The following is a 13241-nucleotide window of genomic DNA, read 5'->3' on the forward strand; positions in this document are numbered from 1 at the left end:
CTAGACCATGCTGCTTCTGCTGTCCCCCGCCAAATCCCTGGATTACGAATCGCCGCTGCCTGCCGGCCTGAAGCACACCCTGCCGCCTTTCGTGGCGCAATCGGCCGAGCTGATCGAGGTGCTGCGCCAGCAGACCCCGCAGTCGCTGGCCGCGCTGATGGGCCTGAGCGACAAGCTGGCCGCGCTGAATGTCGCGCGCTATGAAGCCTGGAGCCCCCGGTTCTCCGCGGAGAACGCGCGCCAGGCACTGTTTGCCTTCGACGGCGATGTCTACGAGGGCCTGGATGCCGGCACGCTGTCGGCAGACGACATTGCCTGGGCGCAGGAGCATCTGGCCATGCTCAGCGGCCTCTACGGCGTGCTGCGCCCGCTGGACCTGATGCAGCCCTACCGGCTGGAGATGGGCACGCGCCTGGAGAATGCCGCAGGCAGCAACCTCTATGCGTTCTGGGGCGCGCGCATTGCCGAGCATCTGAACCAGCGCCTGGAGGGCGAGGCCGAGCCGGTCGTGGTGAATCTGGCCTCGCAGGAGTATTTCAAGTCGGTGCAGCTGAAGCAGCTGCGCGCGCGCGTGGTCGAGTGCGTGTTCGAGGACTTCAAGGCCGGCAAGTACAAGATCATCAGCTTCCACGCCAAGCGCGCGCGCGGACTGATGGCGCGCCACGCCGTGCAGCAGCGCCTGACACGTCCCACCCAGTTGCAAGGGTTTGCCGCCGAGGGCTATGCTTTTGCCGAAGCCGCCTCGACGCCCGAACGCCTGGTCTTTCGCCGCAAGGCCGAATGACCGGCCCGGCCACTCCACCCGCCACAGCTCCTGCCTCCATGCCCTCCCGCTCCACCACGCAAGACCAAGCCGCCTCCCCGCAACTGCATGACTGGATCACCCAGCAGCGGCTGCTGGGCGTGCAGGACGGCCCGCTGCTCGCGGCCATGGTGGCCGCCGGCTGGAACGAAAGCGTGGCGCGCGAAGCCCTGGGCTCCGTAGCGGAAACCGCGATGGACGCCGTGACGGACGCCCCCGGCGAGGCCACGCGCGTGCAGGGTCTGCCCGAGCCGGAGCTCGCTGGCGAACCCGGCGCCATCGATGCCGGCGACCGTGAGGTGCGCGTGCTGATGAGCATGGACGCGCCGCGCGTGGTGCTGTTTGGCGAGATCCTTTCGGCGGATGAATGCGCGCAGCTGATCGATGCCGCGCGCCCGCGCCTGGCGCGCTCCCTGACGGTGGAAACCGCCTCGGGCGGCGAGGAGATCAACGCCGACCGCACCAGCGACGGCATGTTCTTCCAGCGCGGCGAACTGCCGCTGGTGCAGCGGCTCGAGGAGCGCATCGCGCGGCTGCTGAACTGGCCGCTGGAAAACGGCGAGGGCCTGCAGGTGCTGCGCTATGGCCCGGGCGCCGAGTACAAGCCGCACCACGATTATTTCGATCCCCACGAACCCGGCACCGCCAGCATCGTGCGCCGCGGCGGCCAGCGCGTGGGCACGCTGATCATCTATCTCAACGAGCCGGCGCAGGGCGGCGCCACCATCTTTCCCGAAGCCGGGCTGCAGGTGGTGCCGCAGCGCGGCCACGCGGTGTTCTTCAGCTACGCGCGCCCCGACCCGGCCACGCGCACCCTGCATGGCGGCATGCCCGTGATCCAGGGCGAGAAATGGATCGCCACCAAGTGGCTGCGCCAGGGCCGCTTCGACTGAAACCTCCTTTTCCCTCGCGGCCCCGCGCCGCGCCTCTCACGAGATTCCCGCATGAACACGCCTGAACATTCGCAGCTGGGCAAGACTTCCGCCTATACAGACCAGTACGACCCCAGCCTGCTGTTTCCGCTGCCGCGCGCCACCAAACGCGCCGAGCTCGGACTCACGGGCCAGACGCCCTTCTTCGGCGCCGATCTGTGGACCGCCTTCGAGCTGTCCTGGCTGAACCCGCGCGGCAAGCCGCAGGTGGCGCTCGCGCATGTGACGATTCCCTGCGAGACGCCGAACATCATCGAGAGCAAGTCCTTCAAGCTCTATCTCAACAGCTTCAACAACACGCGCCTTGCCGATGCCGGCGAAGTGCAGGCGCGGCTGCGCGCCGATCTGGGCGAGGCCGCCTGGCGCGGCAGCGAGCAGCGCGGCAGCGTCGGCGTGCAGCTGCTGCTGCCCGAGATGTTCGACCGCCAGCAGGTGCAGGAATTCGACGGCATCAGCCTCGACCGGCTGGACGTGGAATGCACGCACTGGCAGCCCGCGCCCGAGCTGCTGCGCGCCGACCACAGCGAGCCGGCCGTGACCGAGACGCTGACCAGCAACCTGCTCAAGAGCAATTGCCTGGTCACGGGCCAGCCCGACTGGGGCAGCGTGCAGATCCGCTACACCGGCGCGAAGATCGACGAGGAGCGCCTGCTGCAATACCTGGTGAGCTTTCGCAACCACAACGAATTCCACGAGCAGTGCGTGGAGCGCATCTTCATGGACATCTGGCAGCGCTGCGCGCCGCAGCGGCTGTCGGTGTATGCGCGCTATACGCGCCGCGGCGGGCTGGACATCAATCCGCTGCGCACCAGCCATCCGCAGGCGCTGCCGGCCAATATCCGCAACGCGCGGCAGTAGGGCCGGCGCCGGGGCACGGGTGCGGCGCCCCGCCTCAACCGAGCTTGAACACCGCCACCGAGCGCTGCAGCATCTGCGCGCGCTGGCCCAGCGAGACCGCCGACGCGGCCGACTCCTCGACCAGCGCCACGTTCTGCTGGGTCACCGCATCGAGCCGGGCCACGGCTTCGTTGACCTGCTCGATGCCCAGCGACTGCTCGCGCGTGGCGATGCTGATCTGGTGCACCAGGCCGCCCACGCGGTCCACGGCTGCCACCATGCCCTGGATGGTCTCGCCGGCCTGGGCCATGCGCGCGTTGCCGTCGCGGATACCGTCCACGGTGCTGTTGATCAGCACGCCGATTTCCTTGGCCGAGGCTGCGCTGCGCTGCGCCAGCGCGCGCACTTCGCCGGCCACGACCGCAAAGCCGCGCCCCTGTTCGCCGGCGCGCGCGGCTTCGACAGCGGCGTTCAGGGCCAGCAGATTGGTCTGGAAGGCAATGCTCTCGATGACGCCGATGATCTCTCGCATGCGCGTGGAGGAACTGCGGATGCGCTCCATCGACTCTCCGACCTCCTGGATGGCCGCGCCGCCATGGCTCGCGGCCTGGGTGCTGTGCTCGCTGGCGCCGGCCATGCGCTGGGCGGTATCGGCGGTCTGGCTGACGGTGCCCGAGAGCTGCTCCATCGAGGCTGCGGTCTGCTGCAGGTTGCCAGCCTGGATCTCGGTGCGCGCCGCCAGATCGATGCTGCCCTGGGCGATTTCCTGCGAGGTCCGCACAAAGCTGCGGGCATCGTGCAGCAGATCGCCGAGCACGGCGCGCAGATTGATCTGGATCTGCTGCATGCGGCGCAGCAGCGTCCCCGTCTCGCCGGGCGCACTGGCGTAGCGCGGGTCGGACGCGGTCATCAGATTGCAGCCCGCCAGGTCCGACGCCACGCGCTGCGCGGCGTCGAGGCCGGCGGCGCAGCGCGCGTGAAAGCGCCACAGCACCCAGCCCATGCCCAGCGCCAGCACGCCCACGCGCGTGCCCCAGGCTTGCGGGCCGGTCCACCCCAGCAGATCGGGCAGCAGCGCCAGCAACGCCACCAGCGCCAGCATGAGTGCCATGCGCGCCGTCAGCCCCAGGTCCTGCCAGCGGCTGTACAGACCGCGCCAGCCCAGATGGCGCAGTTCGCCGCCGCGCAGGCGCAGGGTCGGCCGGCCCGCAGCTTCCTCGGCGCGCAAGCGCGCATACAGGGCCTCGGCCTCTCGCACCGCAGCCGCATCGGGCTTGCTGCGCACCGACATGTAGCCGCGCGGCTTGCCGTTTTCCATGATCGGCGTGACATTGGCGCTGACCCAGTAATGATCGCCATTCTTGCGCCGGTTCTTGACCAGGCCGGTCCAGGGATAGCCATGGGCAATGGTGCGCCACATATCCTTGAAAGCCGCCTCGGGCATGTCGGGGTGGCGCACCAGGTTGTGCGGCTGCCCCATCAGTTCCTCGTAGGAGTAGCCGCTGACGCGCGCAAAGGCGGCATTGCAATGCGTGATCTCGCCCTTGGTGTTGGTGGTCGAGACCAGCAGTTCCTCCGCAGAAAAATCATGGTTGTTCTGGGTGACGGGCAAGTTGAGACGCATGCATTGGGTTCCTGGCTGGCAATTTCTGGGGCACGGTCATGCCGTGCAGGCCCACACACGGGCCAACCGGCGATCATCGCATGGCGCACCGGGCTTTGAAGGCTAGAAAAGCGGTGCCGTGAACGGGTCGGCACCGGCGCGTGCGCGCCGCGCCAGTGGCGCTGGCGAAGCCGCCTCCTCCCCCGCCTTCACCAGCGCCCCCACGCGCACGCCCAGCAGCCGCAGGCGCTGCGTCAACGGCACGCGCTTGAGGCACTGGCCGGCGGCGCGGCGGATGGAGGCGGCATCGGCGATGGGCAGCTCCAGCGTCATGTCGCGCGTGGCGATCCTGAAGTCGGCATAGCGCAGCTTGATGCCGATGGTGCGGCCCGAGTAGCCCTTGCGCTGCAGGTCGGCTGCCACCTGCTCGCACAGCGCCGTGAAGATGCGCGCGAGTTCCTCGCGGTCGCCCTGCGCATGCAGGTCGCGCTCGAAGGTGGTCTCGCGGCTCATGCTCACCGGCTCGCTCTCGGTGACGACGGGCCGGTCGTCGCGGCCCCAGGCGGCATCGTGCAGCCAGGCGCCATAGGCCTTGCCGAACTGCTGCACCAGCCAGCTGCGCGGGCGCGCCGCGAGATCGGCGATGGTCACGATGCCCAGCGCCCGCAGCTTCTCCTCGGACTTGGGGCCGATGCCGTTGATCTTGCGGCAGGCCAGCGGCCAGACCAGCTTCTCCAGGTCCTCGGCCTGCACGATGGAGATGCCATTGGGCTTGTTGAACTCGCTGGCCATCTTCGCCAGCAGCTTGTTGGGCGCCACGCCGATCGAGCAGGTGAGGCCCGTGGCCTCGGCGATCGCGCGCTGCATCAGCGTGGCCAGCGCGCGCCCGCCCTGGCGCTGGCCACCGGGCACATCGGTGAAATCGATGTAGACCTCGTCGACGCCGCGGTCCTCCATCAGCGGCGCCATCGACAGCACCACCTCCTTGAACAGCCGCGAAAAGCGCCGGTACTCGGCAAAATCGACGGGCAGCAAAATCGCCTGCGGACACAGCCGCGCGGCCTTCATCAGCCCCATGGCCGAGCCGATGCCGAACTGGCGCGCCGGGTAGGTGGCGGTGGTGATGACGCCGCGGCCGGTATAGTCCTTGAGCAGCGGGAATTCCTCGACGGGAATGGCCGACAGCGGCTGGCCGGCATGGCGCTGCAGCAGCGCGTCGTCGGGCCGGCGCCGGCTGCCGCCGATGACCAGCGGCAGGCCCTTGAGCTGCGGATAGCGCAGCAGCTCGACGGAGGCATAGAACGCGTCCATGTCGAGGTGGGCAATGCGGCGCGGCAGGGGCGTTTCGGCGCTTTCGGTCACCACCGGATTGTGCTTGCAGACGGACACGCGCGCCCGCGCGTGGTCAATACTCCAGCGTGACCAGGACCAATCCCAAGAGCATCAGCAGCATGCCGATCCTCTCCGGCCAGCTCAGCGGCTCGCGCAACACGCGGCGCGAGACCAGGTAGCTGAACACCACCTCGACCATGCCCAGCGTGCGCACGTGGGCCGCGCCCTGCAGCGCATAGGCGGTGAACCAGGCCATCGATGCCGCCGCGCCCATGCTGCCCGCCACCAGCGACACGCGCCAGGCGCGGAACACCGGCGCGATGCCGCCCGGATGCCGCCAGGCGATCCAGCCGCCCAGCACCAGCGACTGCAGCGTCTGCGCCAGCACCACGCCCCAGGCGCCGTTGATCCACGGCACCGGCTCGCCCAGCGCCAGCGCGCCGCCGCGAAAGCCGATCGCGGCAATCGCAAAGAAGGCGCCGCAGGCCAGGCCGTAGAGCGCCGAGCGGCTGAACCAGGCCGACAGCGACCAGCGCCTGTCGCGCGGCGGCAGCGACAGGATCAGCACCCCCAGCGTGGCGATCACCATGGCCGCCACGGCCAGCGCCGTCGGCAACTCGTGCAGGAACACGGTGCCAAACAGCGCCACCTGCAGCACCTCGGTCTTCGACAGCGTCACGGCGACGGCGAAGTTGCGCGCCTTCATGGCCAGCAGCAGCATGGCCGTGCCGCCCACCTGGAACAGCGCACCCAGTGCGATCCAGCCCAGGTAGGCAGGGCTGAAGTCGGGCAGCGTGCGCGGCGTGATCAGATACAGGAACCCGAGCCACAGGAGCGCAAAAGGCAGGCCGTAGAGAAAGCGCACCAGCGTCGCCGGCAGCGTGCCGATGGCCTGTGTCAGGGAGCGCTGCGCGGCGTTGCGCGCGGTCTGGGCCAGCGCCGCGAACAGCACCATCGGCACCCAGAGCCAGGACGAATCAAGGAGAAAGGAGGACATGCGAAAGGCCAGAAGACGGAGGAGGCTCCCCCTGCCCCGAGCATAGCGCCGGGCGCCCGTGCGCGGCTGCGCTTTTGGCGAGGCGCGCCGCAGCCATCAGCGATTGCGGCGGCGCGTCTTCAAGCCGCCGGGAACGGCAGCGGATAGGTGCCGGGCACCAGGATCGAGCGGTCCACATCGTCGATCTGCGTGCGGCCGCAGAAGGCCATGCTGATGTCCAGCTCGCGCTGGATGATCTGCAGCGCGCGTGTCACACCGGCCTGGCCGTAGGCGCCCAGGCCATAGAGGAAGCTGCGCCCGATCAGCGTGCCCTGCGCGCCCAGCGCGCGTGCCTTGAGCACGTCCTGGCCGCTGCGGATGCCGCCATCCATCCAGACCTCGATGTCCCTGCCCACGGACTCGACGATCGAGGGCAGCGCCGCGATCGTCGAGGGCGCGCCGTCGAGCTGGCGCCCGCCATGGTTGCTGACGATCAGCGCGTCGGCGCCGCTGTCCACCGCCAGGCGCGCGTCTTCGGCGTCCATGATGCCCTTGAGGATCAGCTTGCCGCCCCAGCGCTTCTTGATCCATTCGACATCGGCCCAGCTCAGCTGCGGATCGAACTGCTCGGCCGTCCACGCGCCCAGCGACGACAGGTCCGACACGCCCTTGGCATGCCCGACGATGTTGCCGAAGGTGCGCCGCTTCGTGCCCAGCATGCCCAGGCACCAGTGCGGCTTGGTGGCCAGGTTCAGCAGGTTGCGCAGCGTCGGGCGCGGCGGCGCCGACAGGCCGTTCTTGATGTCCTTGTGGCGCTGGCCGAGGATCTGCAGGTCGAGCGTGAGCTGCAGCGCCGTGCAGTTCGCGGCCCGCGCCCGGTCGATCAGGTTCTCGATGAAGGAGCGGTCGCGCATCACGTACAGCTGGAACCAGAACGGGTGGCGCTGCGTGGCCTCGGCGATGTCTTCCAGCGAGCAGATGCTCATCGTCGACAGCGTGAAGGGAATGCCGAATTCCTTGGCCGCGCGCGCGCCCAGGATCTCGCCGTCGGCATGCTGCATGCCCGTGAGCCCCGTCGGCGCGATGGCCACCGGCATGGCCACCTCCTCGCCCAGCATGGTGCTGCGCGTGCTGCGGCCGCTCAGGTCGACGGCCACGCGCTGGCGCAGCTGGATGCGCTGGAAGTCGCTCTCGTTGGCGCGGTAGGTGCATTCGGTGTACGAGCCGCAGTCCGCGTAGTCGTAGAACATGCGCGGCACGCGGCGCCTGGCCATGGTGCGCAGGTCTTCGATGCTGGTGATTTTGGAGAGATCGGATGCCACGGGGGTGCCTCTGTTTTTTGAATCCGGATCGTACTGCGTAGGCGCTGGGCTGGGGGCGTTGGGGGGCTGAAAGGATTTGGGGAGGGTTGAAATTTTGTACAGAGGGCTCAAGGGCGGGCGCGCTGGTTCACTGGAGGGGGGCCATTCACCCTTCGACAGGCTCAGGGCGAACGGAGGAAAACCGTTCGTCCTGAGCCTGTCGAAGGATGGACGGCCCTCCTCTAGAAAACACCGGGCCTACCCCACAAGCCCCTGTGCAGGCCCCGAAATCACCTCACCCTCGCCCCCCTGACCTCGAACGCCACGCTGTCCAACACCGCTCCCTCGGCATCCCGCAGCTCCATCCGATGCCTCCCCGGCCACGGCAGCCAGGACCAGTGCGCGCCGCGCGCCACTTCCTTGCCGTCGAGCCACCAGCGCAGCGCGCGCGCATCGCCCGAAGGCAGCTGGGCAGCGAATTGCAAACGCTGGCGCTCGGGTGGGATGTCGGGGTCAAGCGCGACGATGGTGCCGGGCGCGGGGCGCAGGATGCGGCCCGGCGCGGCCTGGGCCCCGCCCTGCTCGAGCGCGAACAGCGCCTGCTGCGTGCCCGGCAGGAACCATTCGCTGCGCGCCGCGGACAAGGGCTCGCCCGTCGCCGGGTCGGGCCCGTAGCGCACGGCGGCATGCACCAGTGCGGGCTGCCCCGCAAGGGCCGGTGGCGGCGCAGGCGCGCGGCTGGGCCTGGCGGCATGCAAATGCGCCATGACCTCGGCCCAGACCGGCGCCGCGCCGCTGCTGCCGCTGACGCCATGCATCGCCGCGCCGCCCGCATTGCCGACCCAGACGCCCACGGTGTAATGCCGGGACCAGCCCACCGCCCAGTTGTCGCGCATGTCCTTGCTGGTGCCGGTCTTCACGGCCGTCCAGAAGCGCGTCGCCAGCACGCTGTCGGTACCGAAGGTCGGCGCGCGCGCGTTGCCGTCGGACAGGATATCGCCGACGATGAATGCCGCGCGCGCATCGAGCGCGGGCTGGCACGCGGGCCTGGAACGCGCGGCTTCGGCCACGGGCCGCCAGCAGCCGCCGTTCGCCAGCGCGCGATAGGCATTGGTGAGCTGCAGCAGCGGCACCTCGGCGCTGCCCAGCGCCAGGCTGTAGCCGTAATAGCTGCCGCTCTCGCGCAGCGGCAGTCCCAGGGCGCGCAGCTGCGCGAAGAAGGCGTCGGGCGAGACCATCGCCAGCGTGCGCACCGCCGGCACGTTGAGCGAGGCCGCCAGCGCCGTGCGCACCGGCACCCAGCCCTTGAAGCGCCGGTCGTAGTTCTGCGGGATGTAGAGCCCGCCGGGCGTGGGAATGTGCGCCGGCGAATCCTCGATCAGCGAGGCCGCCGTGAGCCGCTTCTCGGCCAGCGCCTGGGCATAGAGAAAGGGCTTGAGCGTGGAGCCGGGCTGGCGCAGCGCCAGCACGCCATCGACCTCACCGGCCTGGCTCAGCGTACCCGAGGAGCCGACCCAGGCCAGCACCTCGCCGCTGGCGTTGTCCAGCACCAGCACCGCGCCGTCTTCCACATTGCGGCCCTGCAGTTCGCGCAGGTGCCGCTGCAGGCTGCGCACGGCATGGCGCTGCAGCGGGGCACTGAGCGTGCTGCGCACGGCACCCTTCGACAGGCTCAGGGTGAACGGCTTGGAATTATCCGTTCGTCCTGAGCTGGTCGAAGGATGGGCGGTCTCCGCCAGCACCCGGCGCGCGAAATGCGGCGCCACACCTTCGGCCGCAGGCCACTGCCGCTGCCGCAGGCTGCCTTCGACGAACAGCGCCAGCGCATCGCAGTCGATGGATTGCTGCTGCACCTGTTGCAGCAGCGCGCAGGCGCGCTCGGCCACGCGCTGCGGCGGGGCATTGGGCGCGCGCACCAGCACCGCCGCCACCGCGGCTTCGCGCGCGTCCAGGCCGTGCGCGGCCTTGCCGAACAGGGTGCGCGACAGTGCATCGATGCCCACCAGTTCGCCGCGAAAGGGCACCAGGTTCAGATAGGCCTCGAGGATCTGGTCCTTGCGCCAGCGCCGGTCCAGCACCTGCGCCGCCACGCTCTGGCCGAGCTTCTGCACCAGCGTGCGCCCGCCCGGGCCGCGCTGCCAGTCGCCATCGACCAGGCCCGCCAGCTGCATGCTGATGGTGCTGGCGCCGCGCGTGCGCTGGTGCCACAGCCGGCCCCAGGCCGCCGAGGACACCGCGGCCCAGTCCACGCCGCTGTGTTCATAGAAGCGCCGGTCTTCGCCGAGCACCAGCGCCGTGCGCAGCGCCGGGGAGATATCGGCCAGCGCCACCCACTGGCCGCGGCGCACGCTGGCATCGGTGCGCAGCCGCTGCAGCACCTCGCCCTCGCGCGACAGCAGCAGGGTTTCGGAGGGGCGGTGCGCGCTGCGCACCTCCTCGTAGCTGGGCAGTGCCCATGCGGCGGGAGCGGCCAGCGCCAGGCAGCACAGCGCCAGCGCGCGCGGCCACGGCTTTGCGCCCATGGCCGGCTCAGCCCAGCGTCAGCGCCACGGGCTGATGGTCCGATGCCTGGGTGCGCGCATCGACTTCCCAGGCGCGCACGCGCGGCTTCAGGCTGTCGCTCACCAGCATGAAGTCGCAGGCAATGGGCTCGGGGCCGTAGCGCCGGTCGAACAGCTTGAAGGTCGGGGGCTGGGGGTGGTCGGGATGCAGCAGATGCCAGCTGTCATGCCACTGGCCAGGCTTCAGCGCGCCCTCCTCGCCCGCGGCCCAGGGTGCGGTCAGCGCGGCGAATTCCGGCTCGTGCGGCTCGAAGTTGAAGTCGCCGCACAGCACCGCATGCGGGGTCTGCGACTTGCTCTGGTAGGGCGAGCCGTCGCGGCATTCCTCGGGCGGCGCATCGGCCACGCTGCAGGCCGCCAGATGCAGGCTGCGCAGCGCGCGCGCCTGCGCCATGCGCTGGGGCTTGGAGTAGAACTCGAGGTGGGTGGTCATGACGCGCACCGCGCCCAGGCGCGCATCCATCACCGTGACCACGCTGCACACGCGCGGCATGCTGCGCACGCCCGCGTCGGGCGGATAGGGCAGCGGGAAATGCTGCACCTGCAGCGCCGGCAGCCGCGTGGCGATCACATTGCCGAAGCGCTGGCGGCCGGCACTGGTGAATTCGTCGACCGCGGCGCCGAAGAACAGCTGCCAGCCCGGCAGGAGCTTTTGCAATTGCGCGAGCTGATCGCCCGGACTGCCCTCCAGGCCCGGGTAGTTCACGGCGATCTCCTGCAGGCACAGCACATCGGCATCGGCAAAACCGCGCGCGCGCTCGAGAATGCGCTGCGGGCTGACGTGGCCGTCGAGGCCGCAGCACCATTGGGTATTCCAGCTGAGGATTTTCATGGGAGCATTACAACCCAAGCGGCTGGTTGGTCCAAGCCAGTGAATGCCATTTGATGGATGTCGGTGTTTGGGATTGGGGGGCCGTCGAAGGATGGCTCCCTGCGCATATGTTTTGAGGATAGGCCGTCCATGGTTCGACATGGCTCACCACGAACGGTGAAATGCAAGCACAGCCCTATTCAACCATTCGTCCTGAGCTTGTCGAAGGATGAACGGCCAGTCCTCAAGTCTTAAGAGCAGGCGGACCCTGGTTCGACGGAATCACAAGAACGGGTTGATGCCAGCGCACCAGACAAACAGCAGTCTCGAGACATCCCCTACTTGATCCCCGCCCGCATGAAACTCTGCACGAACTGCCGCTGGAACAGCAGGAACGCCAGCAGCAGCGGCGCCGAGGTCATCAGCGTGGCGGCCGTGATGGTCGACCATTCCACGCCCTGCTCCACCGAGGAGAACACCTGCAGCCCCACGGTGAGCGGGCGCGACTCGACGCTGTTGGTGATGATCAGCGGCCAGAGGAAGTTGTTCCAGTGGAAGCTCACCGACACCAGCGCGAACGCGGTGTAGACCGGCCGCGCCAGCGGCACGTACACGCGCCACAGCGTCTGCAGGGCGCTGGCGCCCTCGACGCGCGCGGCTTCGTCGAGCTCGCGCGGGATGCCCATGAAGGTCTGGCGCAGCAGGAAGATGGCAAAGGCCGAGGCGAAGTACGGCAGGCCGATGGCCAGCAGGCTGTCGACCACGCCCAGCCTGGCCATGGTCTGGTAGTTCTCCACCAGCAGGATGTCGGGCATGATCATCAGCTGCACCAGCACCAGCGCGAACGCGACGTTCCTGCCGCGGAACTCGTAGCGCGCGAAGGCATAGGCCGCGAGCGTGCTCAGCACCAGCTGCGCCGCCAGGATCATCGCCACCAGCAGCGTGGTGTTGAGGAAGTAGCGCGCAAAGGGCGCGGCCTGCCAGGCCTGGCGGAAGTTCTCCAGCGTCCAGGGCGCAGCCAGGTCGAAGCGCGTGGAGAACTCGGCCGGGTGGAACGCCGTCCACACCGCGTACACCAGCGGCAGTATCCACAGCAGCGCCAGCAGCCAGGCTGCGGCGGTATCCAGCCACGACGCCGCGTAAAGCGCCGGGCCCTGGCGCGGCAGTTCTCTTGCGCTCATTTGTAGTGCACCCGCTTGTCCAAGACGAAAAACTGCAGCAGCGCGACGCTGGCCAGCACCACCACCAGCACCACGGTGATCGCCGCCGCATAGCCCGTGTCCCAGAACTTGAAGCCGACCTCGTAGAGGTGGTAGAGCAGCAGGCTGGTGGCGTTGTCGGGGCCGCCGCGCGTCAGGATGAAGACATGGTCGACCAGCCGGAAGGCATTGACCACGGCATTGACCAGCACGAACAGCGTGGTCGGCATCAAGAGCGGCCACTGCACGCGCCTGAAGTAGTACCAGCGCGAGGCGCCCTCGATGGCGGCAGCCTCCTTGAGGCTGGGGTTCAGCGTCTGCAGCGCCGCCAGATAGAAGATCATGAAGAAGCCAGCCTCCTTCCAGATCGCCACCAGCGTCACGCAGGCCAGCGCCGTCGAGGGATCGCCCAGCCAGTTGTGCGAGGGCAGCCCGAAGGCGCCCGTGATCTGCTCGAGCAGGCCGTATTGCGGCGTGTAGAAGAACAGCCAGATATTGGCCACTGCGATCATCGGCAGCACCGTCGGCGTGAAATACGCCATGCGCAGGAAGGCGCGGCCGGTCAGCCGCTCGTTGACCCACAGCGCCATCGCCAGCGCCAGACCGATCGACAGCGGAATCGTCGCGCCCGCAAACCACAGGTTGTTGCGCACCGCCTGCCAGAACACCGGGTCCTCGGCCATCACCTGGTAGTTCTCGAGCCCGACCCACTGGCCGGGCCGGCCGCCGCGTGGCGTCGAGAAGAAGCTGTCGACCAGCGTGGCCAGCGCCGGCCAGTGCGTGAACGACACCAGCAGCGCCAGGGCGGGCAGCAGCAGCAGCCACGCATGCAGCGCATGCTGGCTCACCGCTGCGCGGGGCGCGTTGTTCGTCGCCGCGGCCATCGC

At 69.1% G+C, this 13241-nt stretch carries 11 protein-coding genes; 3 read left to right on the top strand and 8 right to left on the bottom strand.

What is annotated here, in order from left to right; all coding sequences use genetic code 11:
• The first annotated feature begins 7 nt into the window (after nucleotides 1-7).
• Genes yaaA through queF form a run of 3 tightly spaced genes read left to right on the top strand, consistent with a single transcriptional unit; the run spans nucleotide 8 to nucleotide 2592 of the window.
• Nucleotides 8-784 carry a peroxide stress protein YaaA gene (yaaA, locus tag M9799_RS04410; protein WP_231043973.1) on the top strand — a complete coding sequence of 259 codons (777 nt, stop codon included), beginning with the start codon at nucleotides 8-10 and terminating at the stop codon, nucleotides 782-784.
• A 38-nt stretch (nucleotides 785-822) separates the two neighbouring features.
• On the top strand, nucleotides 823-1695 hold the full coding sequence (locus M9799_RS04415; RefSeq protein ID WP_231043972.1) for a 2OG-Fe(II) oxygenase: 873 nt from the start codon (nucleotides 823-825) through the stop codon (nucleotides 1693-1695).
• A 51-nt stretch (nucleotides 1696-1746) separates the two neighbouring features.
• Nucleotides 1747-2592: an NADPH-dependent 7-cyano-7-deazaguanine reductase QueF gene (queF, locus tag M9799_RS04420; protein WP_231043971.1), complete on the top strand. Its 846-nt coding sequence runs from the start codon at nucleotides 1747-1749 to the stop codon at nucleotides 2590-2592.
• Between the two features lie 34 nt (nucleotides 2593-2626).
• Here the strand turns inward: queF and M9799_RS04425 are convergent, their stop codons facing one another.
• The 8 genes from M9799_RS04425 to M9799_RS04460 form a co-directional block, all read right to left on the bottom strand.
• Entirely contained in the window at nucleotides 2627-4195 is a 1569-nt protein-coding gene (locus M9799_RS04425) for a methyl-accepting chemotaxis protein (RefSeq protein ID WP_231043970.1), read from the bottom strand.
• Between the two features lie 102 nt (nucleotides 4196-4297).
• Nucleotides 4298-5485, bottom strand: a complete 1188-nt coding sequence (locus M9799_RS04430) for a Y-family DNA polymerase (RefSeq protein WP_231044221.1) — start codon at nucleotides 5483-5485, stop codon at nucleotides 4298-4300.
• 94 nt (nucleotides 5486-5579) lie between these two features.
• Nucleotides 5580-6503, bottom strand: coding sequence for a DMT family transporter (locus tag M9799_RS04435; RefSeq protein ID WP_231043969.1), 924 nt, complete (start codon nucleotides 6501-6503; stop codon nucleotides 5580-5582).
• Between the two features lie 119 nt (nucleotides 6504-6622).
• Nucleotides 6623-7756, bottom strand: a complete 1134-nt coding sequence (locus M9799_RS04440; protein ID WP_231044220.1) for an alpha-hydroxy acid oxidase — start codon at nucleotides 7754-7756, stop codon at nucleotides 6623-6625.
• A gap of 317 nt (nucleotides 7757-8073) precedes the next feature.
• Nucleotides 8074-10305, bottom strand: a complete 2232-nt coding sequence (gene pbpC, locus M9799_RS04445; RefSeq protein WP_231043968.1) for a penicillin-binding protein 1C — start codon at nucleotides 10303-10305, stop codon at nucleotides 8074-8076.
• Between the two features lie 7 nt (nucleotides 10306-10312).
• Entirely contained in the window at nucleotides 10313-11176 is an 864-nt protein-coding gene (locus M9799_RS04450; RefSeq protein ID WP_231043967.1) for an endonuclease/exonuclease/phosphatase family protein, read from the bottom strand.
• 317 nt (nucleotides 11177-11493) lie between these two features.
• Nucleotides 11494-12336 (bottom strand): carbohydrate ABC transporter permease, encoded by an 843-nt coding sequence (locus M9799_RS04455; protein ID WP_231043966.1) that lies wholly within the window; start codon nucleotides 12334-12336, stop codon nucleotides 11494-11496.
• On the bottom strand, nucleotides 12333-13238 hold the full coding sequence (locus M9799_RS04460; protein ID WP_231043965.1) for a carbohydrate ABC transporter permease: 906 nt from the start codon (nucleotides 13236-13238) through the stop codon (nucleotides 12333-12335). The genes M9799_RS04455 and M9799_RS04460 overlap by 4 nt, the downstream gene beginning before the upstream one ends.
• Nucleotides 13239-13241 lie beyond the last annotated feature (3 nt).

Origin of the sequence: Comamonas endophytica (assembly GCF_023634805.2) — a bacterium.
GTDB classification, from domain to species: Bacteria; Pseudomonadota; Gammaproteobacteria; order Burkholderiales; family Burkholderiaceae_C; genus Comamonas; species Comamonas endophytica.